A 25,806-nucleotide genomic window follows, 5' to 3' on the forward strand; every position below is an offset into this window, starting at 1 on the left:
TCTGGTTCGACGTCGAAGATCAGAACTTGAAGCCGGCGGCGACGCCGTAGCGACGCGGTTCCAGCGTGAAGATATTGGTGAACAGACCGGAAGACTGGTCGGTCACGTAGAGACCGGTCGTGGCGTTGTTGTTGGTGATGTTCTGGATGTAGCCCCGGAGGTACCAGCGGTCTTCCTTGCCGTTCAGCTGGATCTGGGCGTTCATGACCGAATAGCCCTTGATCCGGTTGATGTTGCCGTTGAAGATCGTGCCGTAGCTCTCGCCGGTGTAATTGATGTCGAAGCGCGGCACGATCGTCATGTCGCCCATTTCCAGCGTGTACTGGATACCGGCCGACCACTTGAACTCGGGCGCCTGCGGCAGTTCGTTGCCCTTTACGTTCTTTTCGATGCCCGAGCTGACCCGGATGCCACCGAAGGCTGCACCTGCGGCACCGGCAGCCTGCGCTGCAAGAGCGCCGCAGATGGAAAACGCGCCGGTCGTGTTTGTGCCGGGGATCGGGGTCGTGGGTCGCAGACCAATGCCCGCATTGATGGCGTTGACGAAACCATTCGCCGCCGCCGCACTGGCACCGGTAACGGCGCAGTTCGAACCGAGCGTGATGTCCTTGATGATCACCGTATCGGAGCGGCCCGCCGAGACATCGCGGGTATCGACGAAGAACTGATCCCCGACCACCTTGGTCTTGAGGTAGCTGGCCGACATGTTGACCAGCAGGTTGCGGGTCGGCGCCATGATGGCTTCGGCCTCGACGCCGTAGATGTTGGCATCGATGTTGTCGTTGACCGAGGTACGCGCGGTGATGCGGCTGAGCTGAAGGTCCTTGTAGCGGTAGTAGAACGCCGAGAGGTTCAGCTGTAGCGCACCGAAGCGGTTCTTCGAACCGATTTCGAAGGCATCGACCGATTCAGGCTTGAAAGAGTCATTGACCGAACCGACCGAGAGCGGCGGGTTGATGCCGCCCGACTTGTAGCCACGCGAGTAGGAAAGGTAGACGAGGTTGTCAGGAGTGATCTGGTAATCGAGCACTGCACGACCGGTGAAGCGACCGAAGCTTACCGAGCGCTCCTGGAACGGCTGAACGCCTGCTGTCCCCTTGTCGAAGTCAGCCGTGGCGTAGTTGAGGGCTTTCTCAAGCGATTCCGCACCGACGACGGCGTAGATCGCATTACCACCGGCAAATTCGCTCGACAGACCGTCGCTGAGCAAGGTGGTTCGAGCCCGGGTGAACTTCTTGTCGTGGTTGTAGCGAAGGCCGAGAGTCAGCTTAACCTTGTCGTTGAACTTGAAGTAGGTCTCGCCGAAGATGCCGTAGCTGTCGAGAATACCCTTGTCGGTATTGCTGCGGAAGAACGGCGAAGGACGGAACACAGCCTGGGGTCCGAACGCGCCGGTGCTTGCAGCAGCAGCGCCGAGGAGACCGGCAGCGTAATCTAGTCCAAACGAGTTGACGTAGTAGCTGTTGTTGGTCGTCACGCCGCGAAGGTAGTTCGCGCCGATCAGGAAGTTGAACATTCCGTCGAAGTCGGAGTCGATGTGCGCTTCACCGGCGTACTGCTGGTAGGTCTGGCTGGATTCATCGAAATCGAGCGAGGTGTTGGCGCAGATTGCCTTGTTACCGGCACCGTAGACGCCGACGTTGTTCGGGTCGATGTCGGACTGGCAGATCTTGCCGGTCGGGCCGTTCGGGATCAGACGCGCCGCGATCGGTGCGAAAGCAAAGCCGAGAGCCGGGTTCTGGGCGAAAGCAGCGAGCGCAAACAGGCCCGGATTGCCGACGAGGCTCCGCTCGACAGCAAGGTTGTAGTCAGTGCGGCTGCGAACCTCGTTGCGCGAGTATCCTGCGGTGACGTTAAGCGTCAGGCCTTCGCCAAGCGACTGCTGCAGCTTGCCCTGGTAGACCTCTTCCTCGGCGAAATAGGTGGGCAGATAGTCGATGTTGACGGTGCGGACGTCGGCAGGATTGACCGCGCCCGAGAAGTTGTCGCCATCATCGGCGTAGATGCTGCCCAGCCCGAGCGGACGGAATGCCGGCGAGACGGCGATCCCCAAGAACTCGCGCGAAGAGAGAAGCGCGGCCAGCGTGGAGTCCGCATTGGTCGTTTCATTGGCGAGCTTGTCGGGCAAGCATCCGAGAACGCCGGTCGGATCACGATGGCAGAGCTGCTTCTGAACGCGGCTGCGGCTGTCGTTCTCGCGGAAATAGTAGGCCGAGAGATCGATCGTGGTGTCCGGGCTCGGCTCCCAGCGCAGCGAGCCACGCAGCGCGTACATGTCGCGACCGTCAATGCGGCTGTTGGTGCCGATGTTGTAGGTGTAACCGTCGCGGCGGTTGTACATGCCCGACACGCGCACGCCGAGCGTTTCGCCGAGCGGCACGTTGAGCATCCCTTTGACGCGGACCGAGTTGTACTTGCCGTAATCAGCTTCGCCAGCCGCGCCGAACCCGGAAAGGTCGGGCTTGGCGGTGATGATGTTGACCACGCCCGACGTCGCGTTGCGACCGAACAGGGTGCCCTGAGGCCCGCGCAAGACTTCGATGCGTTCGAGGTCGAAGAACTCGGTTTCGAACAGGCGGCTGGAGACCATCGGCATGTCGTTGAGGTGAATGCCGGTCGCCGCGTCGCACGAGACGCCGACGCAAAGATCGCCGATGCCGCGAATGGTAAAGCTGGACGACGTGAAGTTCGTCTTGGTGAAAGTGACGTTCGGCAGCGAGAGCTGCAGGTCGGAAGAGTTCTGGATCTGCTGCTTGGTCAGGTTTTCGGCAGAGAAGGCGGAGACCGCGATCGGCACGTCCTGAAGCGACTGCGCCTGGCGCTGTGCCGTAACGATGATTTCCTGCAGACCGACGCCTTCATCGGCGGACTGCGGTGCATTCTGGGCGAAAACCGGTGTTGCGACGGCTGCGGCGCACACGCCCGCAAGCAGGGAAAGCTTGCCCCTCATTGTCAGACCTCTCTCTCCAGCGGCCCCCGTCATTGATCGCGGGTGGCCTGGAGGACAGGACATAACTTCAGCAATTCTTTGTCAACCGGATAATTAAAAATACGGCATTCCGTAGGGGAAGCTGGTTGCATGCGCGACCAAATCATCGACGTTTCGCATGAAAACGCATCACATCATGATGCGCGCGCAACGATACTGACAACACCATGATGTCAAACTTGACAGATCATGGCAATAAAAACGGACGCTCTGCGAATCAGTCAGCCGCGCTTTCGACATCCGGATGCATGCGGAAGGCCATGGCCATCGCGGTTGAGTGCCACTAAGGGAACCGCTGCAACCGTATCAGTTCCGCAGTATTCGAGGACCAAGTGACATGGCGAAGTTTCTGATCGTCGAAGCCCGTTTCTACGACCATCTCAACGATATGCTCGTTGCCGGCGCCAAGGCTGCCCTGAAAGCTGCAGGTCATTCGGCTGAAGTCGTGACCGTTCCCGGCGCGCTGGAGATTCCCGGCGCGATCGCTCTGGCCGACCAGTCAGGAGACTATGACGGCTATGTCGCGATCGGCGTCGTCATCCGCGGCGAGACCTATCACTTCGAAATCGTTGCCGGAGAAAGCGCGCGCGGCATCATGGCCCTGACGATGGACGGGATGGCCATCGGCAACGGCATTCTCACGGTCGAGAACGAAGCGCAGGCTCTGGTCCGCGCCGACCCGGCGCAGAAGGACAAGGGTGGCGAGGCGGCCAAGGCTGCAGTGGCCCTCCTCGCCTTGCGCGAACGCTGGACCTGAAGCCCAGGGTCAGGACCTAGAGAGGCGCGCAGGAATCGCCCCGGCGCGCCTTGTCGGCCACCTCGAACGCGGCTTGCGTCGGCGCCAGCCTGCGGTCGAGGATGATGCCTCGGGTCGTCGGGGTGTAGATTACGGGGTCATCCCCCGGGTGCACCAGTTTGCGCTCCTTCTGGAGGATGAACCGGATGCCTTGCGGACTGTGGATGGAATCCATGACCGCGACATTGTCGGTGTTCCCGGCGAAGACCGATACCGACACGTAACCCCCGCCCGGGGTTGCCGGCACATCGACGAGGATCGGTCCCTTCGACAGATCGTATACGCAGCTGGCATAGGCCAGGTCTGGTGACGGCCTTACCACCCAGCGCGAGGCCGAGGTCGTACGGTCCGAAAAGCGGAACGCGTTGATGAGCTTGCCGTCCTCGGACAGCTTGCTCATCGCCAGATGCATGATGGCGTTCGGTGCTGCCAGTATCGTGCCCACATGCCCGACGCCGACGGCTGCGACGAAAGCCAGCAGATAGCGCAGTCCCGGCTTCATTGCGGTTCTCCGCAGGATAGGCGTTCGACCTTGGGGAAAGCGATCGTCCCGAAGTCCCGCTGGGCTTGCTCGGACGGATTGTAGATCCGCAAGGTCAAGTCGAAGTTGCCGGCCTTGCGAGTAGAAAGCCATGGCATTGCGGGATTCCGCGCTGGTCCGGCTTCGGCTTCCCAAGCGCCGCTTGCATCGGGCCGGACTTCGGATGCGTCGACGGACAGTGCATCGTCCGAGTTCTGCGGAAGGTAGTCATCGGCCGCGTAGGCGGTGATCGACCACCAGCGTCCCGGCAATGGTCCGCCTGAAAGCCGGTAATGACAGCCTTCGCGCAATGGCTCGCCCAGATCGTCGACTTTGCGCGTGAAATAGATTGCCTGGCTGCGGTTGAGCGCAAGCAGGCCGGTCAGCGCCACGCGCGCCCTTAGCAGGGGGCCAGCCTCGCTCGATCCTGTCACGCGACTGCCGGCCCAGCCCATGTGCTCCTCGCTGCCCATGCCGAAGTGCTTCATCGAGACGAATGCCGACGCTGCGCCGACCGCAAGGCCAAGCGCAACCACGCCCGCAAATCTGATAGCCGCCTTCCGCGCGCTAGCCGGCATCGAAGTACTCCTTCAGCCCCCATGGCTCGTAAGGCCCGATCACCAGTTGCTCGAACCCGCCGATGCCGGTTTCGCCATCGCTGGTGGTGACGCGCGAGATCATCTGTACGTGAAGGTTCTCGAGGCTTGGGGCCATCGGATCGAGCGTCGCCAGCAGGAGGTCTTCCCGCTCGACCGCCAGCACGCCGTGGTGCAGGCCATGCCCCCATTTCGGGCTGGTATAGCCCAAGCCGCGCATCTGGAATCGCACCAAGGGCTCGAACGTGACTTCGAGCGGGCCTTCGGGGCGTTGCACTGTCAGCGTGCCACCGGCCGGCCAGCGCGTCCCCGGCTGCATGGGAGACGACAGGGTGCAAGAGGGCGTTTCGTAGAACCCATCATGCCCTGCCCCGTCGGGCGCAATCACCGCCCGCGTGTTCCAGGGCGCGCCGTGGCGATCTGCGTTGACGTGAAAGAACAGGCTGCGATCCGGCAGATTGACCGGGGTCCATTGCCAGAAAAAGCTGCTGACCACCCCGTGGCCGTGCGGCTGGGCATCCGATGTGCCGACCGGACGCACGCCCCAGCTGCGGTCTCGCGTCCCGCACGTGCCGGGCGCAAGGTCGATACGTTTGCCGTCGACCTCGATCCAGCCGGTGTAGTGGCCGTTCTGAGTGAGGCGCGTGTAGTCCATGAACGTGCGCGGACCGATGCGGTAGGTAAAGCGCGGTTCCTCGATCGGGAAGGCGCGGCCGGTGAAGGTCAACTCGGCATTCAGCCCTTCCCCGCTGACCTTGACGCGAAGGACCCTGAGCGGCTCGACGACTTCGATGCTGATGGGGCCTACGGTGAGGTCAAACCGCTCCATCTGCAGTTCGCGCGAGGCGTGGAGATTGTGCTGAACGCCGTCGCGGATGCACGAGAAATGCGCATCGGCTACATTGAGATGCGGATAGATGCCGAAGGCGACCGCGAAGAAGCCGGAGCCATCAGGCGCGTAGCCGTTGAAGAAGTAGCGATCGTAGAAGTTCCGGTCGGTTCCGGCATAGGCCACCGGCTCCGGCGTCTGGTGGAGCGGAAAATCATCACCTTTGGTCAGCATCAGGCATGCTCCATGCGACGCTTGAGGGCGCCGAGACTGTCATGTTCGAGGGCAAGCTCACAGGCTCCTCGCGCCATCGAGAGGAAGTTGGCGTCCCCGCGCTCGGTCCTGACGACGAAGGCGGCGCTGAACACGGCTGTGGACACCCCGTGCAGTGCGCCGATGCAGTAATCGTCCCAGATCGCGTCGACCGTCAGCGGGACGCCAAGCCGGGTCATCTCTGTGCAATAGGCTTCGAGAAGCGCCCGCTCATTGGGGCGCCGTAATTCGGAGCCGATCCCGCAGCCGAGGAAATAGCCGATGTCGGTCAGCCCGCAGCCGACCGCCGATGTCTGCCAATCGACCAGAGCAACCGGTTCCGCTCCCCCGCGAATTCCGAACAGCATGTTGTCGAGCCGAAAGTCGCCGTGGAGGAAGCAGCGGCTCGAATGCTGGCGGTCGAACCAGAGATCGAGGTTGTCGTTCAGCGCTTCGCACACCGCCATGAGTTCGGGTGCAAGCAAATCGGCGTAGCGCTCGCGAAAGACGGTCTGCGCTTGTGGGTAGAGCGCCCTTAGACTGGCGCTGGCTTGCGGATCGGGCTGCAGCCATTCCGCATCCAGAACTGCGTGATTCCGCGTCGGCGCATGCAGAGCGGCCGCCTGAATCATCGCATCACGAGCCTGAGAAAGGGTACAACCTTCAAGTTGATTGCCCGCTTCACAGGGACCGAGATCCTCGAACATCAGGACGAAGTCGCAGCCGTTCGGGTCAAGCATCGCCGCATAGGTTCGCGGAACCCGCATCTTGGTCAGCGAAGCGACCTCGCGGTAGAACATGACCTCGCGCGAGTAGAGCGAGAATGCGGCGGCGGTTTGCCGGCTGGTCGGATCGCTGGAGGGAAACTTGATCGCGACGCTCGCAGGCGCACCTTTGCTCAGTCCGGCGTACTCCAGTGTGAAACGCGCGGTATCACCCACCTGCCCCGTGCCGATCGATTGCCATGCGAAGCGGGCAATACGCGCATCGCCCAGCACTCCCGCGCGAGAAAGCTGCGCTTCGAGCCAGACCGCATCGACCTCGTCGGGTCGCGTTGGAAAATCAGCCATCTCGTTCTCCCACCGGCAGGCTGACAGAGAGAGCAAGGCTTTGGAAGTGGAATTCAAATGACCGATTAAGTCATGCTGGAGGAACCGGTTGCCGACCCGCCGGTTCGGAAAGGTCCATATCCCGGTTCAGGAGCCAAGCATGGACGGCCCGATTGAGTGGTTCGCGGCCATCGGAAAGATAATTGCGGCAGGCCTGGTTGCGGCAGATATCGGCCGCCGCTGGACAGGCTGGGGCTTCGTGCTTTTCGTGGCCGTGGCGCTGTCATGGATCGCATCCGGCATGATCAATGGCGCGGCTTCCCTGGTCATTCAGAACGGCGCACTCGTGATCATCAACGCATGGGGCGTGTGGCGTTATCTGCTTAATCCGGAGCGCGGCGCGAACTCAGGTAAATGACCCGGAGATTGCTCCAAATTGGCGCGAGCAGTTCACACAATCACTCTGCAAGACACTGTTCCATATACTTTTTGCCGCAAACGACCCGCAGATAAGGACAAATCCTTAGCCCAATACCGGATGGTTACCGCCATTTGCCCGGTCGATGTCTTAATTGAGGCCGCAGGTCGATCGGTCCCGAACAGCGCCTTGGGGAATGCGCAGCAGGGAAATGTGAATGGGCAAGGAACAGATGAGAGCAAGAGCGCGGCGCCTGATCGGCGTGGCGAACGAACTGTTGGCACTCGCGCACGAACTTGAAGCAAGGGAGTGCGACGGGCTGCAGGATGAGCCCGTGGCGGTCCAGTTGCCCAAGGACAATCCCTCGTGGGCCGACCTTGCGCGATCTGCCTATCGCGACCGTAGGCGGCGATCCAACATCTTCGGCGACCCGACGCTGTTCGGTGAACCGGCGTGGGACATCCTGCTCGACCTGTTCATTGCCGCCAAGGAGCGCAAGCGCCTGCCCGTGACCAGTGCCTGCATTGGCGCAGCGGTACCTGCCACGACCGCGCTGCGGTGGTTGACCGTGCTGGAAGAAAAGGGCCTGATCGTTCGCGAGAACGACCTGAGCGATGCGCGTCGGGTCTTCGTGCGGCTGTCGTCAGACGGCTACGAAAAGATGGTCAGCTACTTCGCGGAAATGGCGAGGGAACAGCGCAACGATGACGATCTGCAGTTTGCCGCGCTGAAAGCTGCGCTTTGAAAAGCAGGAAGGGGCGGCTCCCGCGTGAGAGCCGCCCCTTCCTTAGCGATTAGCGATCGATCAGGCGCCGAGGCGGCCGAACGCGGCCTTGCCTGCGTAACGGGCCGAAACGCCGAGCTCTTCCTCGATGCGGATAAGCTGGTTGTACTTGGCAAGACGGTCGGACCGCGCAAGCGAGCCGGTCTTGATCTGGCCGCAGTTGGTGGCGACGGCGAGATCGGCAATCGTCGCATCCTCGGTCTCGCCCGAACGGTGCGACATGACCGCAGTGTAGCCGTTGCGCTGCGCAATCGACACGGCTTCCAGCGTTTCGGTCAGCGAGCCGATCTGGTTGACCTTTACCAGCAGCGAGTTTGCGAGGCCCTTGCCGATGCCCATCTCGAGGCGCTTGGGGTTGGTCACGAAGAGATCGTCACCCACCAGTTGCACGCGCTTGCCGACCTTCGAGGTGAGCGCGGCCCAGCCCTCGAAATCGTCTTCGCTCATGCCGTCTTCGATCGAGATGATCGGGTAGGCGTCGCACAGGGCGGCAAGGTAGTCCGCCATGGCGTCGGGCGAGAGCGAGAGGCCTTCGCCACTGATCTCGTACTTGCCGTTCTTGAAGAACTCGGTCGCGGCGCAGTCGAGCGCGAGCATCATGTCCTCGCCCGGCTTGAAGCCAGCCTTCTCGATCGAGGCCATGACGAAATCGAGCGCGTCGCGCGTGCTGGCAAGGTTCGGTGCGAAGCCGCCCTCGTCGCCCACTGCAGTGGCAAGACCCTTCTCGTGCAGGCCCTTCTTCAGGGTATGGAACACTTCCGCGCCCCAGCGCACCGCTTCGGCCAGCGACGGCGCGCCGACCGGCATGATCATGAATTCCTGGAAGTCGATCGGATTGTCAGCGTGCTCGCCACCGTTGATGATGTTCATCATCGGCACCGGCAGGACGTGAGCAGAAACACCGCCGACATAGCTGTACAGCGGGAGACCGCGGGCATCGGCAGCGGCCTTGGCCACGGCAAGGCTGGTGCCAAGGATCGCGTTGGCGCCGAGGCGACCCTTGTTTTCGGTGCCGTCCAGCTCGATCATGGCCAGATCGATATCGCGCTGGTCTTCGGCGTCCATGCCCAGAATGCATTCGGCGATGTCGGAATTGACCGCAGTGACGGCCTTGGTCACGCCCTTGCCGAGGTAGCGCGCCTTGTCACCATCGCGCAGTTCGACGGCTTCGTGCGCGCCAGTCGAGGCGCCCGAGGGAACTGCGGCGCGACCGAAGCTGCCATCTTCGAGAAGAACGTCGACTTCGACGGTGGGATTGCCACGGCTGTCGAGAATTTCACGCGCATGGATGTCGATGATCGCGGTCATGGTCTGCTCCCTGCAGGATTGGCGAAAAGCGTTCGCCAAAGTTTGGCGCGGCTCCTATCGGCTGGAACCGTGACAGGCAAGCCGCGTTTGCAGTGCAACATACCTATCCGGGCCAAGGAATTGCGCCAAGGCCCTTGCATTCGCCTGCAAGGCTCTAGCAAGATGGCGCAGACTGCCCATATCGAGGGTCCAGACTCGCGAGAACAGCCGAAGGGAAAAGCAACATGGCCGACACCACGATGAACCCCGCAGACGCCCCCAAGAAGCGCTCTTCGAAGAAGGCTGTCGAACAGGTTGCCGCAACTGCCCCTGCAGTCGACGCCACCGTTGAATCCGCCAAGGGCCGCTTTACCAAGGCGATCGAAGAGGCAAAGGCTGGTGCCGAGGCGCTCAAGGGCGAAGCGCTGGAAAAGGGCGCTGCCTACAAGGCCAAGGTCAGCGGAACGACTGCCGACTGGGTCGACGAAGCCAAGGTCTATGCCGGGCAGGCCAAGGAAAAGGGTGCCGCCCTGGCCGTCGAAGGCAAGGCTCGCGCGAGCGATGCGCTCGGTACGCTCGGCAAGACGATATCCGACACTGCGGCAACCATCGATGAGAAGCTTGGCGTGCAGTACGGCGACTACGCTCGTACCGCCGCCCGCTCGTTACAGGAGACGGCGGCCAAGCTGGAAGCCAAGGACCTCGCCGAACTGGGCGACGACGTGAAGGAATTCGTCCGGAAGAGCCCCGGCGTGGCCATCGGCGTGGCTGCCATTGCCGGCTTTGCCATTGCCCGCATGCTCTCTGGCGGATCGGACGACTGACGGCGCCGGGCGTCTCGGTGCCGATGCGATGAGCGAACAGGACAATATCTGGACGCCCGATCCCCCTTCGGCTGAAGAAGGGATCGGGCCAGCCATCAGAGCCTTGATCGAGGACGGTCAAACCCTGGTCGAGGCAGAGATTGCCTATCGCAAGGCGCAAGCCGCCTACGGCCTCGGCGAGGCCAAGACGATTGTCGTATTGTTGCTGTTCGGCTTGGCCTTCGGATTTTTCACGTTGCTGGCGATCGTCGTGGGACTGTTGCTGGCGCTTGCCCACTATGTCGGGGTCTGGGGCTCTCTGGCCATTGTCGGCGGCGGACTGGCTATTCTTGCCGCGCTTTGCCTCGCCCGGGCCCTGAAGCGGATCAAGACCGCAAAAGCAGCCCTGAGCGGCGGGAGTGCGGCATGAGCGCCCCGGCAGCAGTGGCTTCGGCAAAGGCCCTCCGCGACGATGCGCTTGCGGTTTTCAAAGGCGATCTCGAGATCGCCAAACTGGAGGTTTCTCCGGGACGCGTGAAGGAACGCGCGATGGACGAAGCCGTTGAGATGCTCGACAGCGCTCGGGCGATTGCGGAAGAAAACAAGGCAGTCATCGGGGCGACCCTGGCCGCACTTCTGGGCTGGTTCTTTCGCGAGCCGATCCGGGAGCTTGCCGAGCGCCTGATCGACAAAGTCCGATCTGGAGATTGAAATGAGCGAAGAACTGCAAGCAAACGGCGCGGAAAGCCTGCGCGACAAGGTCGATGCGGCGAAGTCGCGACTGGCGGAGCGTACGGCCAGTTCGAAATCGGTACAGACCGTGAAGGGCCTGATCGAGGAGCATCCGGTCGCTTCGGTTGCTGCCGGCATCCTGCTCGGCGCGCTCGTCGCAAAGGCGCTTCCCTCGCTTGGCCGCGGTGGCAGCAAGGCGAAAGATGCCGCGGATGATGCGGCAAACTCGCTACGCAAGAGTGCGACTGGGCTGGCTGCCGTCGCCGGAAAGCTTGCCGTCGATTACGCGATGCGCGCGCGTGAAGCAGGCCGGGATGGCTTGCACAAGGTCGAGGAAGTCGGCGGCGTTGTCGGCGAGAAGATTTTCGAAGGCACCGACGATGCCCGCCGGAAGGCCAGCGACCTTTCGGAAATCATCCGTTCCGCAGCCATTGAAGCCAGCGAAGCGGCGCTGCGCAAGGTCAACGAACTCGCATCTCGCGTGAAGCCTTAAAAAGGCGGCAATTGCGACGTTCGCACGACTTGCGCGCGGCTCGTCTTTTTGTCAGTGGCGCACACGAATCCTCCCCAAAGGAAAGTCGCCAATGCAAAAGCTGCACCTCGTTATGGGCGGGCGGGTCAAAGACCCCCAGGGCCTCGAATTCCAAGACCTGAAGGCGATCGACGTTGTCGGCGTATTCCCTGACTATGCCAGTGCCGAAGAAGCCTGGCGCGGGGCCGCGCAAAAGACGGTGGACGATGCCGAGATGCGCTATGTGATCGTGCACCTCCATCGCCTGCTCGAACCGGCACTGCCGAAGGACTGAGCAGGTTCACGAAAAAGGCCCCGGATCGCTCCGGGGCCTTTTTTGTTGGCGGCTGCCGATCGCTCAGATGAACTCGATCTTCTGGACAAGGTAGAACTTGTCGCCCGAGGGCACGGTGACCTCGATCTCCTCATCGACCTTGCGGCCGATCAGTGCCTTGCCGAGCGGCGAGTTGTAGCTGATCATGCCCTTCTTCGCGTCCGCCTCGTACGGGCCGACGATCTGGTACTTCACCGGCTTCTCGTCGTCATCGAGCAGCGTCACGGTGGCACCGAAGATGATCTTGTCACCTGAGAGCGTCGCAGGATCGATGATCTGCGCGCGGCTGACACGATCTTCGAGGTCGGCAATGGTCGCCTCGACCTGACCCTGACGTTCCTTGGCGGCGTGATACTCGGCGTTTTCCGAAAGGTCGCCGTGAGCGCGGGCTTCTTCGATTGCGTCGACGATCCGCGGCCGCTCCTCGCGCAGCGCTTTCAGCTCGGCAGTCAGCTTTTCGTAGCCTTCCGCAAGCATCGGCAGCTTTTCCACACTCGCCATTCGCAACTCTCTTTCCTGTCACGCCCCGGCTGCCGCTACGGCAACCGAGGGAAAACCTGCCCCCGCCGACCGGCGCCGCATGCGCCGAGCCGGACCAGTCTCATGACAATGCCGGGGGACTAATAAGGTTCAAGCATAATAGTCCTGCAACGAACGTACTTCAAGTTCGGCAGAGCGAAGTGCCTCGATCGCCTCGACCGCGGCTACCGAAGCAGCCGCCGTCGTGAAGTACGGAACGCGCGAGTTGAGCGCGGACGCGCGGATCGACTGCGAGTCCTTGTGGCTCTGCCAGCCTTCGGTGGTGTTGAAGATCAAGGCGATGTCGCCATCGATGATCCGGTCGACGATGTGCGGACGGCCCTCGGCGACCTTGTTGACGCGTTCGATGATCAGGCCCGCGTCGGTCAGATAGCGCGCGGTGCCGCCGGTCGCGACGATCTTGAAGCCGAGGCCGATGGCCTTGCGCACGGCGGGCAGGATAACCGGCTTGTCGCTGTCCTTGACCGAGACGAAGATCGTCCCACCCTGCGGCAGCTTAGTGCCCGCGCCCAGCTGCGACTTGGCGAAGGCGACCGCGAAGGTCTTGTCCACCCCCATGACTTCGCCGGTCGACTTCATTTCCGGCGAGAGCACCGGATCGATGCCGGGGAAGCGTGCGAACGGGAACACGGCTTCCTTGACCGCCATGTAGTCGATCTCACGCTTGATCGCGGGCAGATCGGCCAGCTTCTCGCCCGCCATGACGCGCGCGGCGATCTTGGCGATGGGCGTGCCGACGGCCTTGGCCACGAACGGCACGGTGCGGCTGGCGCGCGGGTTGACCTCGATGAGGTAGACTTCGCCGTCCTTGATCGCGAACTGGATGTTCATCAGGCCACGCACGTTGAGACCGCGAGCGAGCAGGACGGCCTGACGCTCCATCTCGGCAATGATGTCGGCGGGCAGGCTGTAAGGCGGCAGGGTGCACGCACTGTCGCCCGAGTGGATGCCGGCTTCCTCGATGTGCTGCATGACACCGGCGACGGTCACGTCCGTGCCATCGGCCAGCGCATCGACGTCGCACTCGATCGCATCGCGCAGGTACTGGTCGATCAGGACCGGGCTGTCGCCCGAGACCTGCACGGCGGTGGCGATGTAGTCGTCAAGCTGCGCCTGGCTGTCGACGATTTCCATTGCGCGACCGCCGAGGACGTAGCTCGGGCGGATCAGCACGGGGTAACCGATGCGGCTGGCAACGGCGACGGCTTCGTCGCGGCTGCGCGCGATGCCGTTCTTGGGCTGCTTGAGGCCAAGCTTGGCAACCAGAGCGGCAAAACGCTCGCGGTCTTCGGCAAGGTCGATCGAGTCCGGTGAGGTGCCGAGGATCGGGATCCCTGCGTCCTGCAGCGCCTGCGCCAGCTTGAGCGGGGTCTGCCCACCGAACTGCACGATCACGCCAACGAGTTCGCCCTTCGACTGCTCGACGGCGAGGATCTCCAGCACGTCTTCGGCCGTCAGCGGTTCGAAGTAGAGACGATCCGAGGTGTCGTAGTCGGTCGAGACGGTTTCGGGGTTGCAGTTGACCATGATGGTCTCGAACCCGGCATCACCCAGCGCGAAGCAGGCGTGGCAGCAGCAGTAGTCGAACTCGATGCCCTGCCCGATGCGGTTCGGACCGCCGCCGAGGATGACGATTTTCTTGCGGTCAGTGGGCGCGGCCTCGTTCTCCGGCTCGCCGAACAGCGCGCCTTCGTAAGTCGAGTACATGTAGGGCGTGACTGCTTCGAACTCGGCCGCGCAGCTGTCGATCCGCTTGAACACCGGGCGCACGCCGAGCTTGTGGCGTAAGCTGCGCACTTCGCTTTCGCTGGTGGCGCCGGCCATGGCCGAAAGCACATCGTGCAGCAGGCCCGAGCGCTTGGCCTGGGTCTCACCCAGACCACCGGCAACGCCGATGCCGCGCACGGCCAACGTGGCGAGGCGCTTGTCCGAAAAGCCCATGGCCTTCAAGCGGCGCAGGCCAGCCGCATCGTTGGGCAGGCCATCGCGCTGGATGATCTGCTCGGCTTCCACGATCTCGTGGATGTGGCGCAGGAACCACGGCTCGTACTTGGTGACGGCATGGACTTCGTCGACCGACAGACCCTCACGGAACGCCTGCGCGATCACCAGCAGGCGATCGGGCGTGGCGCGGGCGAGTGCGGCGGTGATCTCGTCACGGCTGGCGCCTTCAAGGCCGACGACACGGTTGAAGCCGTCAAGGCCGGTTTCAAGGCCGCGCAGAGCCTTCTGCATCGATTCCTTGATATTGCGACCGATCGCCATGACCTCGCCAACCGACTTCATCGCAGTGCCGAGCAGCGGCTCAGCGCCCTTGAACTTTTCAAAGGCGAAGCGCGGGATCTTGGTGACGACGTAGTCGATGGTCGGCTCGAACGCGGCCGGGGTGGCCCCGGTGATGTCGTTCATGATCTCGTCGAGCGTATAGCCCACGGCAAGCTTCGCCGCGACCTTGGCGATCGGGAAGCCGGTGGCCTTCGAGGCCAGCGCCGAGGAACGCGACACGCGCGGGTTCATCTCGATGACGATCAGGCGGCCGTCCTTGGGGTTCACCGCGAACTGCACGTTCGAACCGCCGGTTTCCACGCCGATCTCGCGGAGCACCGCGATCGATGCATTGCGCATGATCTGGTATTCCTTGTCGGTCAGCGTCAGTGCCGGGGCGACGGTGATCGAGTCACCGGTGTGGACGCCCATCGGATCGACGTTCTCGATTGAACAGATGATGATGCAGTTGTCCTTCTTGTCGCGGACAACCTCCATCTCGTATTCCTTCCAGCCGAGGAGCGATTCCTCGATCAGGACTTCGGTCGTGGGGCTGGCTTCGAGGCCGCCCTTCACGATCTTGACGAACTCTTCCTTGTTGTAGGCAATGCCGCCGCCGGTGCCGCCCATGGTGAAGCTGGGGCGGATGATCGAAGGCAGGCCGGTGCGCTCAAGGATCGCAAGCGCCTCGTCGATGGTGTGCGCCACGCCCGAGCGCGCGGATTCGAGGCCGATCTTGTCCATCGCTTCACGAAATCGCTGGCGGTCTTCGGCCTTGTCGATGGCATCGGCGTTCGCACCGATCATCTGCACGCCATACTTCTCGAGCGTGCCATCGTTGAACAGCGCCAGCGCGGTGTTCAGCGCGGTCTGCCCGCCCATCGTCGGCAGCAGCGCATCGGGGCGCTCCTTCTCGATGATCTTGGCGACGACCTCGGGCGTGATCGGCTCGACATAGGTCGCGTGCGCCATGTCCGGATCGGTCATGATCGTCGCGGGGTTCGAGTTGACCAGGATGATGCGATAGCCCTCTTCCTTGAGCGCCTTCACCGCCTGCGTGCCCGAATAATCGAACTCGCAAGCCTGGCCGATGATGATCGGCCCGGCGCCGATGATCAGGATCGAGGAGATGTCAGTGCGTTTGGGCATTGTTAATCCGATATCGTTGTATACATTGATTGCAGTGCAATCAGTCGAGGTAAGCGATGGGTAGTGTGACGATCCGCAATATTGCCGACGCGGTGAAACGCAACGCGCGGCTGGCCGCTGCAGCGAATGGCCGTTCGCTGGAGGCCGAATTGCGCGCGCTGCTTGAACGAACCTATGCCGAGGCGCACGACGCCCATGTAGCGCGCATCAAGGCTATGAGCGGTGCGGAATTCGTTGACCATTTGATCAAGGTTGCCAACGGCGCGGGTGAAGGCGTCTTTGATGAAGTCGAAAACGAAGAACTGCGGGAATTCGACCTTTGATCCTTGCAGACACGAATGTGCTGAGCGAGACCGCCAGCCTTCGCCCAAACCAGCAGGTACTCCGGTGGATCGCCGCAAACCTGTCAAAGCTCTATATACCAACGCCAGTGCTGGCCGAACTGCGCTATGGCTGCGAAAAGCTGCCGCAATCGAACAAGCGCCGGGAATTGGAAGCGTGGCTGGCGAACCTGACAATACAATTCTCGGACCGAATTGTTGCCTTTGACCAATCATCTGCGGAAGCCCACGGCGCAATGCGCGCACACTTGAAGGCTGCTGGCAAACACTGCCCTGCAAACGACAGCTATATCGCCGCAATCGCACTTGCCCATGACTGCCCCGTGGCGACGAGAAACCAAAGTGATTTTGCCTGGACCGGCGCAGCACTGATCGATCCGTGGAACGCATGACACACCCGTCCGTCAACGGCCCGGCGCCGATGATCAGGATCGAGGAGATGTCAGTGCGTTTGGGCATTATTGGTTCACCGGCTCAAAAGTCATATAAAGGGGGCGGTACGTAGGCTCAGAGGCCATATTCGAAAGCGGCGATGGAGGGGGCTCACCTTTCACAGACGCTTGTGCTTCGTCGAGCAAACATTGGAATTCGCTAGCCGACATATCCTCAAGCCGGACACTCGCCTGCTCCATACCTTCCGTTGCCGAATCAATTTGAAATTTCGCTATCTTGCACTTGGCGACAGCCATTGTTGGAGTGTGCTGCTCAAGCCTTGTTCCGTCTATTTTTGGCGCCGCTTCATTCCATGCCTGTCCACGGATCTGAATTGCAGAACCTGAATAGGGATTAGCATTCTTGGCGTATAACCAACCGATGTATCCTGACAGAACCGAAGTCAGCACCATCATCAGGATAACACGCCGATTGGTCACCCCAACATCCCCACAAACTTCTCGAACAGATAGAAACTGTCCTGCGGCCCCGGCGAAGCCTCCGGGTGATACTGCACCCCGAACGCCCGCTTGCCCTTCACCGCGATGCCGCAGTTCGAGCCATCGAACAGCGAAACGTGCGTTTCGATCACGTTCTCGCCCAGCGCGCCCGGTGCGTTATCCACCGCAAAGCCGTGGTTCATCGAGGTGATCTCGACCACGCCGTCTGCCATGCGCTTGACGGGGTGGTTCGCGCCGCGATGGCCCTGATGCATTTTGGTGGTGCGGGCACCGGCAGCGAGCGCCAGCATCTGGTGGCCGAGGCAGATGCCGAAGATCGGCATGTCGGCCTCAAGCAGCTTCTGGATCACCGGGACGGCATAGGCGCCGGTCGCCGCGGGATCGCCGGGACCGTTCGACAGGAACACGCCATCGGGCTGGAGCGCGAGGATCGTTTCGAGCGAGGTCTCGGCCGGAACCACCGTCACCGCCGCGCCCGCCTTCACAAGATTGCGAAAGATGTTGTCCTTTGCGCCGAAGTCCATAGCGACGACATGCGGGCGCCTGTCGTGGGGGCTGCGGCCGAAGCCCTTGCCGAGGTGCCAGACCGAGCCTTCCCAGCTCTCCTGCCCGTCACGCGTGACGACGCGGGCAAGGTCCATGCCTTCAAGGCCCGGCCAGGTTTTCGCGCGCTCGATCAGCGCAGGAATGTCGAATTCGCCCTTGGGGTCGTGCGCGATCACCGCGTTGGGCGCACCGCTCATGCGGATGCGGCGGGTGAGCGCGCGGGTGTCGAGCCCGGCAATGCCGATCTTGCCCTGCTTTTCCATCCACTGCTGGAAGGTGCCGGCAGCGCGGAAGTTGGCCGGAGCGGTCACGTCCTCGCGCACCACGCAGCCGACAGCGCCCGGCGTGTCATGGCTTTCCATGTCTTCCGGATTGGTGCCGACGTTGCCGATGTGCGGGAAAGTGAAGGTCACGATCTGCGCCGCGTAGGACGGATCGGTCATCACTTCCTGATAGCCGGTCATCGCGGTGTTGAAGCACACCTCGCCAACGGCTGCGCCGGCAGCGCCGAAACCACGTCCCCAGGCAACAGACCCATCGGCTAAAACAAGGACTCCCGTCGCACCATCTGGTTGAGGCGCGTGCGAAAGTGCGGGGTCGGCCATGATATGGGGCGCTCCGTTGGCAGGGGTTCTGGCGATGTTGCTAAGGGGCGGCGGTTAGACCTGCATTGCCGCAGCGTCAACCTAGCGATTCCCGAAAGTTTGGCCTAGATAGGAGGTTTCCCGCCTTTCCGGCGGACAACTCCACGGGAAATACGATTACATGATCCGCGATACCATCAAGGCCGCGCAGGTTTCTGCCATGAAAGCGGGCGACAAACCCCGCCTCGCCGCCGTCCGCCTGATCCTCGCCAAGCTCAAGGACAAGGACATCGAACTGCGCACGGCCTCGGCGGTGCCTGAGGATGACGTGCTGGTCACCGACGTGCTGCAGAAGATGGCCAAGCAGCGCCGCGAATCGATCACGCTCTACGAACAGGGTGGCAGGCAGGAACTGGCAGACGTCGAGAAGGCCGAACTCGCGGTCATCGAGGAATTCCTGCCGCAGCAGATGAGCGAGGACGACACCAAGGCCGCCATCGCCGGAATCATCGCCGAGACCGGCGCTGCCGGCATGAAGGACATGGGCAAAGTAGTTGCCGCACTGAAGGCAAAGCACGGGACGCAGCTAGACATGGGCAAGGCGAGCGGTCTGGTGAAGGCGGCGCTTTCGGCCTGATCCCGACATGGCTCTCACCCCGCAATGGCTGGACGAACTCCGGACCCGCATCTCGCTCTCGGGCGTGATTGGGCGGAGCGTTCGCGTCACCAAGGCGGGGCGGGAGTTCAAGGCGTGCTGTCCGTTCCATAACGAGAAGACGCCCAGCTTCACGATCAACGACGAGAAGGGCTTCTACCACTGCTTCGGCTGCGGTGCCCATGGCGACGTCATCCGCTGGATGACCGACCATCAGGGCCTGCCCTTCATGGAAGCGGTCAAGGAACTGGCGCTGCAGGCCGGCATGGAAGTCCCCGCCCCCGATCCGCGCGCGGCGAAGAAGGCCGAGCAGCAGAAGTCATTGCACGATGTGATGCAGGCGGCGCAGGACTTCTTCGTGCGTTGCCTGGCCGAAGAGCGCGGCAGCGAGGCCCGGCGTTATCTCGCCTCGCGCGGGTTCCCGGCGCAGATCGTGCGGGACTTCGGGTTCGGCTTCGCGCCGGACAGCCGCACCGCGCTGAAGGAAGCGCTGTCCGGATTCTCCGACGAGATGCTGATCGAGGCAGGGCTGAGGATCGTGGTCGAGGGCAAGGAACCCTATGACCGCTTTCGCGGACGCCTGATGCTGCCGATCCTGGACCCGCGCGGGCGGGTGATTGCGTTCGGTGGGCGTATCCTGACGGCTGAAAAAACGGACGCGCCAAAGTACCTCAACTCGCCAGACACGCCGCTCTTTGACAAGGGCCGCACCGTCTACAACCTGCACCGCGCTGGTCCTGCCTCACGCCAGAGCGGGCGGGTGGTTGTGGTCGAAGGCTACATGGATGTCGTCGCTCTTGCTGCAGCCGGAATTGGCGAGGCTGTCGCCCCGCTCGGCACCGCCTTGACCGAGCATCAGATCGAACGTCTGTGGCGCCTCGTCGAGACGCCGACGCTGTGCTTCGACGGCGACAGCGCCGGGCAGCGTGCCGCGATGCGCGCCATCACCCGCGCCCTGCCCTTGCTGCGCCCCGGCCACTCATTGCGCATCGTCACCTTGCCCGCAGGCATGGACCCGGACGACGTCGTCAAGAAGCAGGGGTCCGCAGCAATGGAACAGCTGCTGGCAGAGGCCCGCAGCCTCGTCGACGTGCTGTGGGAAGCCGAGCGCGATGCTGCGCCGCTCGCGACCCCGGAGGACAAGGCAGGTCTCAAGGCCCGCCTGCTCGCGCACTGCGAGACGATCCAGCATCCCGACATCAAGTCGCTCTACCGCCGCGAATTGACCGAGCGTTTCGGCGAACTCGCCTTTGCTCGCAAGGAACGCGCGCCGTTCCAATCCCGGCAAGGCAATGCACCTCGCGGCCAGGGTCAGCTGTGGAAGCCTGCCCCTCCCCCGCTCGCCGAACAGGACAAGGCCCGGATGCTGCGCATCGGCACAGGGCCAAGCACCAGCCTGCTCGCCGCAGTGATCGATGGACTGATCTGCCACCCGCAGCATATTGCGCGGCATTCCGACGCGCTCGCGCGACTTCAGCCAGACAATCCAGACACTTGCGCATTGATCGATGCGCTCCTCGTCCAGGCGGATGGTGCCCAACCGCTTGAAAGCAAGGCCTTGCGCACCATATTGCTGGAACGAGGGCTTCGGCTCCCGTCGGCGCAGGACTACGCCGGAATGCGATTCGGCTTTCTTGGCAGCGGTGGTGATTCGGCAGGCGATGAACTTGCCGAGGCAATTGCCCTCCTTGTCGAGCTACCAGCCGTCGAAGAGGCGCTGGGAGCTGCGACAAAACGCCACGAAGCGGAGTTTTCCGACGAAAGCTTTGCCGAGCAGCAGAGATTGTTGCAGCGAAGGCTGGCATTGCTTGCCCGTTTGGGGCAAATGGGCCGTGCTCGTGCTGCGTTATAATTATAGCAATAGGCGCAACCGGGTCTGCCAAGGCCCGGCTCTCAGATGGTGGTACCGGGGTTAAATGGCTTCGAACGACAAGACCGATAGCGGCGATGCTCCGCTGATCGACCTCAACGATGCATCGATCAAGAAGCTGATCGCGCGCGCCAAGCGCCGCGGGATCATCACCTATGACGAGCTGAACGAGGCCCTGCCCCAGGACCAGATGTCTTCCGAGCAGATCGAGGACATCATGGCCGCGATCTCGGAAATGGGCGTCAACATCGTCGAGAGTGACGAGGACGCGGTCGATCCCGAAGAGCGTGCGCAGGACGACGAGCTTGACGAGGCCGAAACCGTCGAGGATCGCCCCGACGTCATCAAGCGCAAGGAAACGGTTGAGCGCACCGACGATCCTGTGCGCATGTACCTGCGCGAGATGGGCGCGGTCGAACTGCTCAGCCGCGAGGGCGAAATCGCCATCGCCAAGCGCATCGAAGCCGGTCGCGACACAATGATCATGGGGCTATGCGAAAGCCCGATCACCTTCCACGCAATCATCCAGTGGTCCGACGCGCTGAATGCCGGGGAGATGCAACTGCGCGAGATTCTCGATCTCGACGCGATGCTTTCCAAGGAACCGCAGCCCGAGAACCTGTCCGAAGACGGCGAGGAAGCCGAGCCCGAAATCAGCGAGGCGACCGCCGGCCCTACCTTCAAGGAAGAGGAAGACGTCGAGGAGGAGGAAGCCTCCGACGACGAGGACGACGAACTGCGTGAGCGCCGCGCCCGGCCGGCCGAGGAAGAGGAAGAGGACAACACCCTCAGCCTCGCCCAGATGGAAGCACAGCTCAAGCCTGCCGCCCTTGAGCGATTCGCTGAAATCACCTCGCTGTTCCGCGCCTTCGAAAAGATTCAGGCCGAACGCCTCGATGCCCTTGGCAATGGCAACGATTTCCCTGCCGCCAAGGAAACGCAGTACCAGAAGCTGCGCGAAGACCTGACCGCGCAAGTGGAATCAGTGCAGTTCCACGCATCGAAGATCGAATACCTCGTCGACAACCTCTACGCTTTCAACCGCCGCCTGACGACGCTTGGCGGCCAGATGCTGCGCCTGGCCGAGCGCCACAAGGTGCCGCGCAAGGACTTCCTCGACATGTACGTCGGGCACGAGCTCGACGACGGCTGGCTGCAGGCGCTGGCCGGTCGCGACAAGAAGTGGGCTGCGTTTGCCGCGAACGAGGCCACTCCGGTCGAGCGCATCCGCGCCGAAATCGCTGACATTGCCGCTGCAACCGGCATGTCGCTCGGCGAATTCCGCCGCATCGTCAACATGGTCCAGAAGGGCGAACGCGAGGCGCGCATCGCCAAGAAGGAAATGGTCGAGGCAAACCTGCGCCTCGTGATCTCGATCGCCAAGAAGTACACCAACCGTGGGCTTCAATTCCTCGACCTCATTCAGGAAGGCAACATCGGCCTGATGAAGGCGGTCGACAAGTTCGAGTACCGCCGCGGCTACAAGTTCTCGACCTATGCCACCTGGTGGATCAGGCAGGCGATCACGCGCTCGATCGCGGACCAGGCCCGCACGATCCGCATCCCGGTCCACATGATTGAGACGATCAACAAGCTGGTCCGCACCAGCCGCCAGTTCCTGCACGAGCAGGGCCGCGAGCCGACGCCCGAGGAAATGGCCGAGCGTCTGTCGATGCCGCTCGAGAAGGTTCGCAAGGTGATGAAGATCGCCAAGGAACCGATCTCTCTGGAAACGCCGATTGGCGACGAGGAAGATTCGCACCTCGGCGATTTCATCGAGGACAAGAACGCGATCATCCCGGTGGACGCGGCAATCCAGGCAAACCTCAAGGAAACGGTCACCCGCGTCCTTGCCAGCCTCACCCCGCGCGAGGAACGCGTGCTGCGCATGCGCTTCGGCATCGGCATGAACACCGATCACACGCTGGAAGAAGTCGGCCAGCAGTTCTCGGTGACCCGCGAACGCATCCGTCAGATCGAAGCCAAGGCGCTGCGCAAGCTCAAGCACCCGTCACGCTCGCGCAAGATGCGCTCGTTCCTGGATCAGTGAGCAAGCGAACACGAATGACCTTGTTCAAGACCTTCGCAATGGCCGGCAGCGTAATGCTGTCGGCCATTGTCGTTCCTGCCGCCACGGCTGCCGAGCCGGCAGCATCCACAGCGCCACCATCCGACGCGCTTGATCCTGCGAAGCTGGAGGTAGCGCGGCAGATCATCGCCACTGGCTATCCGGTCGACAAACGCGAAGCGATCTTCAGCAACGCCATTGACGCGATGCTCGTGCAGATGCGTTCGACCATGTTGTCATCGCTGAAGAACGATCCCGGCGCAGAAAAGCTGGTGAACGCAAAGGTCGACAGCTTCATTGGCGAAAGCAAGACCATTCTGAACGGGCACATTCCAGCGCTGATGGATGCCATGGCGCAAGCCTATTCGCGTGAGTTCTCCCTTGCCGAACTCACCGAACTCAAGGCTTTTGCGGACACGCCAGCAGGCCAGCATTTCTTCCTGCGCAATTCCGCCGTCCTGAGCGATCCGAGCTTCCGGGCCGCGAACGAAGCCTACATGCGCGAGCTCATGCCCACGATCGACAAGATGCGCGATGCGATCGTCCGCGATCTTACGGCATATTTTGCGAAGAATCCGCCCAAGCCGTCGTCAGGTAGCTGAGAACTTCGCTCAATCGACCCTATAAACCGAAAGGCGGACCGTGTTCGCAACCTTGCCGCCATGGGCAAGGAACAGCGCGCGGTTTACCCAGCGGTATTCCGGATGGCCGCTTTCCAGCCGGATGGCTGTGCGCATATAGTATTCGCGAGGACCGACCTGTTCACCCGCCGCGATGCGCGCGTGAACGTCTGCCGAGGCATGGCGGATGCCCTGGCTGATCACTTCGATCACAGCGCCCTCGGCGGTCTCGATAGCATAGCGCGCGTCGAGGTCAGCGATCCCGTCGGTCGAGACAGTTTGCCAGTCCGCGCCTATCGGCAAGATCCGGCCCGACAGCAGCGGCCCACTGGCACTGCCGCCCACGATCGGAATGATCCGGCGCACGCCGGGCGGACAATCGCCCATCTCATGCGGGCGCGAGAGTTCGACAACGAGGTCGGTTGCGTGGCTCAGCGAAATCGTCACGCAGGCACCCGCGCTACTTTTGCGCCTTCAGGTATCGTCCGGGGGGCGGCGTTCAGCTTGTCTTTCGCAAAACCCGCTGCCTGCTGATAGGCCAGCATGAAGGCGCTGCGCTCGGCTGCCGGTATGACATCGTCGATGTTCTCGAACTGTCCGCCGCAACGCTCGTCGACCATGTTGAGCAGACCGAATGGCCCTGCCCCGCGATTGCGCATGGCGACCTGGCCAATGGGGCCGCAGAACTCTGCGTCGAACTGCGCCAGTGCCTCGGCTGCGACACCCTGCTCGATCATGATCCGCCCGATCTGCCGTGCATCGACGATCGCCTGGGACGCGCCGTTGGATCCCGTGGGGTACATCGGATGCGCCGCATCCCCCATCAGTGCAACCGGTCCATCGACCCAAGTCGGCAGGGGATCGCGGTCGATCATGGGGTTCTCGTAGGCCACGTCCGATTTCGCCAAGAGCGCAGGCAGATCGAGCCAGTCGTAGACAAAGCCGTCGAACTCGTGCGCGAACTCGGCCAGCCCGACCGGGCGGAACCAGCCGGACTTCGACCAATCGTGACTGGTGTCAAAGGTCTGTTCGGCGATCCAGTTGATGTCGGACAGGCCATCGGCGTCCGGGTGCGAGATCGGGTAGATCACCACGCGATGCCGACTCGTGCCGAGGCCGACGAACGACGAACCAGAGCGAATCGGCACCCCCTTGGCCGTTCCACGCCACATGATCGTGCCGCCCCAGTGGATCGGGGGCTGATCCGGATGCATCTGCGCGCGGATCGAGGAGTGGATGCCATCTGCACCGAACAGCAGCGTCCCGTTCACTTCTTCGACCGACCCGGATCGATCTTCGACGAATGCGGTGACGCCGCCATCACTCGCCTTGCGATAGCCGGTCACCTTGCTGCCCAGCCGCACCGCATGCTCGCCCAGCCGTTCGATAACCTTGCGGTAGAGCATCATGTGGAACTCGCCACGGTGCACGGCATACTGGTGCCAGTTATAGCCGGCGAGCTTGCCGCGCGGCTCCGAATAGATTTCGCGACCATTGAGCCCAACCAGCGCCCATTCACGCGCGGGAATACCGACCGCGTCCATCTCCGCCTCGCCGATCCCGAGGTCCTCGAGTTCGCGCACCGCGTTGGGTTGCAGGTTGATGCCGACGCCCAACGGCTTCAGTTCGCGCACGGATTCGAACACCGTGCAGGTGACGCCGATCTGGTGCAACGTCAGTGCAAGCGTCAGCCCGCCGATGCCGCCGCCTGCTATGAGCACATGTTCCCCGCGCATTCCGCCAACCCTGTCCGATCCCGAATTTGGCGGCTCTAGGCGCACGGAGCGCCGCCCGCAACCGGCACGAAGCTCCCACCTGTTAGGATGAGCCCCATCGGGCAGATTTCCCCCCGCGATTTGCGGTGGCTTGTTGCGCTGCAAGAGCCTAAAGGCGCGCCAACGAATCCCCGAATACCGCTGTCGAGTAACGATCCCCATGCGTATCGCCATCGCTTCCGATCATGCCGCCGTCGACCTCAAGGCCGAGTTGAGCGAGTACCTGATCGGCCTCGGCCACGAAGTTGCCGATCTTGGACCTGAGACCGCCGACCGGGTGGACTATCCCGACTACGGCTACAAACTTGCGTCGGTCATCGCGGAAGGCATCGCGGAGCGCGGGGTCGCGCTGTGCGGCTCCGGCATCGGCATCTCGATTGCCGTCAACCGCGAACCGGCCTGCCGCTGCGCCCTGGTTTCCGAGCCGCTTTCAGCCGCTCTCGCCCGCGAGCACAACGATGCCAACGTCATCGCCATGGGCGCACGCCTGACTGGCGTGGACATGGCCAAGGCCTGCCTCGATGCTTTCCTCTCCACCGAATTCGGCGGTGGCCGCCATGCTGGCCGCGTCGAAAAGCTTTCCAACCCCGCAATCTGAAG

At 62.5% G+C, this 25,806-nt stretch carries 27 protein-coding genes; 15 read left to right on the forward strand and 12 right to left on the reverse strand.

Translation table 11 applies throughout. The features are described from left to right. Positions 1-19: 19 nt before the first annotated feature. Positions 20-2,950, reverse strand: coding sequence for a TonB-dependent receptor (locus I2488_RS04185; RefSeq protein ID WP_196274551.1), 2,931 nt, complete (start codon positions 2,948-2,950; stop codon positions 20-22). A 376-nt stretch (positions 2,951-3,326) separates the two neighbouring features. On the opposite strand from I2488_RS04185, the gene ribH reads away from it, so the two are divergent. Further along, positions 3,327-3,746, forward strand: coding sequence for a 6,7-dimethyl-8-ribityllumazine synthase (gene ribH / locus I2488_RS04190; protein WP_196274552.1), 420 nt, complete (start codon positions 3,327-3,329; stop codon positions 3,744-3,746). Positions 3,747-3,762: 16 nt separating this feature from the next. Here ribH and I2488_RS04195 read toward each other — a convergent pair whose 3' ends face one another. Genes I2488_RS04195 through I2488_RS04210 form a run of 4 tightly spaced genes read right to left on the reverse strand, consistent with a single transcriptional unit; the run spans position 3,763 to position 7,109 of the window. After that, complete coding sequence (locus tag I2488_RS04195) at positions 3,763-4,287, reverse strand: DUF1254 domain-containing protein (protein ID WP_196274553.1); 525 nt, start codon at positions 4,285-4,287, stop codon at positions 3,763-3,765. After that, positions 4,284-4,883 (reverse strand): DUF1214 domain-containing protein, encoded by a 600-nt coding sequence (locus I2488_RS04200; protein WP_196274554.1) that lies wholly within the window; start codon positions 4,881-4,883, stop codon positions 4,284-4,286. The genes I2488_RS04195 and I2488_RS04200 overlap by 4 nt, the downstream gene beginning before the upstream one ends. Beyond that, positions 4,873-5,964 carry an Rv3169 family protein gene (locus I2488_RS04205; RefSeq protein WP_196274555.1) on the reverse strand — a complete coding sequence of 364 codons (1,092 nt, stop codon included), beginning with the start codon at positions 5,962-5,964 and terminating at the stop codon, positions 4,873-4,875. Before I2488_RS04205 ends, I2488_RS04200 begins: the two co-directional genes overlap by 11 nt. Then, positions 5,964-7,109, reverse strand: coding sequence for a phosphotransferase family protein (locus I2488_RS04210; protein ID WP_246465470.1), 1,146 nt, complete (start codon positions 7,107-7,109; stop codon positions 5,964-5,966). The genes I2488_RS04205 and I2488_RS04210 overlap by 1 nt, the downstream gene beginning before the upstream one ends. Before the next feature lie 82 nt (positions 7,110-7,191). Here I2488_RS04210 and I2488_RS04215 point away from each other — a divergent pair, with 82 nt between their 5' ends. Together I2488_RS04215 and I2488_RS04220 are read left to right on the forward strand one after the other, a co-directional pair. After that, positions 7,192-7,449, forward strand: coding sequence for a hypothetical protein (locus tag I2488_RS04215; protein ID WP_196274556.1), 258 nt, complete (start codon positions 7,192-7,194; stop codon positions 7,447-7,449). Positions 7,450-7,666: 217 nt separating this feature from the next. After that, the gene (locus I2488_RS04220; protein ID WP_196274557.1) at positions 7,667-8,194 is read left to right on the forward strand and encodes a helix-turn-helix domain-containing protein; all 528 of its coding nucleotides are present in this window, start codon (positions 7,667-7,669) and stop codon (positions 8,192-8,194) included. A gap of 60 nt (positions 8,195-8,254) precedes the next feature. Here I2488_RS04220 and eno read toward each other — a convergent pair whose 3' ends face one another. Then, positions 8,255-9,541 carry a phosphopyruvate hydratase gene (eno, locus tag I2488_RS04225; RefSeq protein WP_196274558.1) on the reverse strand — a complete coding sequence of 429 codons (1,287 nt, stop codon included), beginning with the start codon at positions 9,539-9,541 and terminating at the stop codon, positions 8,255-8,257. A 224-nt stretch (positions 9,542-9,765) separates the two neighbouring features. On the opposite strand from eno, the gene I2488_RS04230 reads away from it, so the two are divergent. The 5 genes from I2488_RS04230 (at position 9,766) to I2488_RS04250 (ending at position 11,861) form a co-directional block, all read left to right on the forward strand. Continuing rightward, the gene (locus tag I2488_RS04230; protein ID WP_196274559.1) at positions 9,766-10,344 is read left to right on the forward strand and encodes a hypothetical protein; all 579 of its coding nucleotides are present in this window, start codon (positions 9,766-9,768) and stop codon (positions 10,342-10,344) included. Between the two features lie 28 nt (positions 10,345-10,372). Further along, complete coding sequence (locus I2488_RS04235; protein ID WP_196274560.1) at positions 10,373-10,753, forward strand: phage holin family protein; 381 nt, start codon at positions 10,373-10,375, stop codon at positions 10,751-10,753. After that, positions 10,750-11,034, forward strand: a complete 285-nt coding sequence (locus I2488_RS04240; protein WP_196274561.1) for a hypothetical protein — start codon at positions 10,750-10,752, stop codon at positions 11,032-11,034. The genes I2488_RS04235 and I2488_RS04240 overlap by 4 nt, the downstream gene beginning before the upstream one ends. A gap of 1 nt (position 11,035) precedes the next feature. Beyond that, positions 11,036-11,548: a hypothetical protein gene (locus I2488_RS04245; RefSeq protein ID WP_196274562.1), complete on the forward strand. Its 513-nt coding sequence runs from the start codon at positions 11,036-11,038 to the stop codon at positions 11,546-11,548. A 91-nt stretch (positions 11,549-11,639) separates the two neighbouring features. Then, positions 11,640-11,861, forward strand: coding sequence for a DUF4170 domain-containing protein (locus tag I2488_RS04250; protein WP_196274563.1), 222 nt, complete (start codon positions 11,640-11,642; stop codon positions 11,859-11,861). Between the two features lie 63 nt (positions 11,862-11,924). Here I2488_RS04250 and greA read toward each other — a convergent pair whose 3' ends face one another. Both greA and carB read right to left on the reverse strand, forming a co-directional pair. After that, complete coding sequence (gene greA / locus I2488_RS04255) at positions 11,925-12,401, reverse strand: transcription elongation factor GreA (protein ID WP_062342191.1); 477 nt, start codon at positions 12,399-12,401, stop codon at positions 11,925-11,927. A gap of 129 nt (positions 12,402-12,530) precedes the next feature. Next, on the reverse strand, positions 12,531-15,854 hold the full coding sequence (carB, locus tag I2488_RS04260; protein WP_196274564.1) for a carbamoyl-phosphate synthase large subunit: 3,324 nt from the start codon (positions 15,852-15,854) through the stop codon (positions 12,531-12,533). Between the two features lie 56 nt (positions 15,855-15,910). On the opposite strand from carB, the gene I2488_RS04265 reads away from it, so the two are divergent. Beyond that, complete coding sequence (locus I2488_RS04265; RefSeq protein WP_246465471.1) at positions 15,911-16,177, forward strand: FitA-like ribbon-helix-helix domain-containing protein; 267 nt, start codon at positions 15,911-15,913, stop codon at positions 16,175-16,177. Then, positions 16,174-16,587: a PIN domain-containing protein gene (locus I2488_RS04270; protein WP_196274566.1), complete on the forward strand. Its 414-nt coding sequence runs from the start codon at positions 16,174-16,176 to the stop codon at positions 16,585-16,587. Before I2488_RS04265 ends, I2488_RS04270 begins: the two co-directional genes overlap by 4 nt. Before the next feature lie 66 nt (positions 16,588-16,653). On the opposite strand, the gene I2488_RS04275 is transcribed toward I2488_RS04270, so the two are convergent. Beyond that, entirely contained in the window at positions 16,654-17,067 is a 414-nt protein-coding gene (locus I2488_RS04275; RefSeq protein WP_196274567.1) for a hypothetical protein, read from the reverse strand. Continuing rightward, the gene (gene carA, locus I2488_RS04280) at positions 17,064-18,239 is read right to left on the reverse strand and encodes a glutamine-hydrolyzing carbamoyl-phosphate synthase small subunit (RefSeq protein WP_196274568.1); all 1,176 of its coding nucleotides are present in this window, start codon (positions 18,237-18,239) and stop codon (positions 17,064-17,066) included. Before carA ends, I2488_RS04275 begins: the two co-directional genes overlap by 4 nt. A 160-nt stretch (positions 18,240-18,399) precedes the next feature. On the opposite strand from carA, the gene I2488_RS04285 reads away from it, so the two are divergent. From I2488_RS04285 to I2488_RS04300, 4 genes are all read left to right on the forward strand, one after another. Then, entirely contained in the window at positions 18,400-18,855 is a 456-nt protein-coding gene (locus tag I2488_RS04285) for a GatB/YqeY domain-containing protein (protein WP_196274569.1), read from the forward strand. 7 nt (positions 18,856-18,862) lie between these two features. Beyond that, a complete protein-coding gene (gene dnaG, locus I2488_RS04290; protein ID WP_196274570.1) occupies positions 18,863-20,725 on the forward strand; it encodes a DNA primase in 1,863 nt (620 codons plus the stop codon). A gap of 64 nt (positions 20,726-20,789) precedes the next feature. Continuing rightward, complete coding sequence (rpoD, locus tag I2488_RS04295; protein ID WP_196274571.1) at positions 20,790-22,793, forward strand: RNA polymerase sigma factor RpoD; 2,004 nt, start codon at positions 20,790-20,792, stop codon at positions 22,791-22,793. A 14-nt stretch (positions 22,794-22,807) separates the two neighbouring features. Next, positions 22,808-23,413, forward strand: coding sequence for a DUF2059 domain-containing protein (locus I2488_RS04300; RefSeq protein ID WP_196274572.1), 606 nt, complete (start codon positions 22,808-22,810; stop codon positions 23,411-23,413). A 9-nt stretch (positions 23,414-23,422) separates the two neighbouring features. On the opposite strand, the gene I2488_RS04305 is transcribed toward I2488_RS04300, so the two are convergent. Beyond that, positions 23,423-23,878 (reverse strand): DUF3237 family protein, encoded by a 456-nt coding sequence (locus I2488_RS04305; RefSeq protein ID WP_196274573.1) that lies wholly within the window; start codon positions 23,876-23,878, stop codon positions 23,423-23,425. Next, positions 23,875-25,167, reverse strand: coding sequence for a flavin-dependent oxidoreductase (locus I2488_RS04310; protein WP_196274574.1), 1,293 nt, complete (start codon positions 25,165-25,167; stop codon positions 23,875-23,877). The genes I2488_RS04305 and I2488_RS04310 overlap by 4 nt, the downstream gene beginning before the upstream one ends. 199 nt (positions 25,168-25,366) lie before the next feature. Between I2488_RS04310 and rpiB the strand changes: the two genes are divergently transcribed. After that, positions 25,367-25,804, forward strand: coding sequence for a ribose 5-phosphate isomerase B (gene rpiB, locus I2488_RS04315; protein ID WP_196274575.1), 438 nt, complete (start codon positions 25,367-25,369; stop codon positions 25,802-25,804). Positions 25,805-25,806: the final 2 nt, after the last annotated feature.

This window comes from Novosphingobium jiangmenense, from assembly GCF_015694345.1.
Lineage (GTDB): Bacteria > Pseudomonadota > Alphaproteobacteria > Sphingomonadales > Sphingomonadaceae > Novosphingobium > Novosphingobium jiangmenense.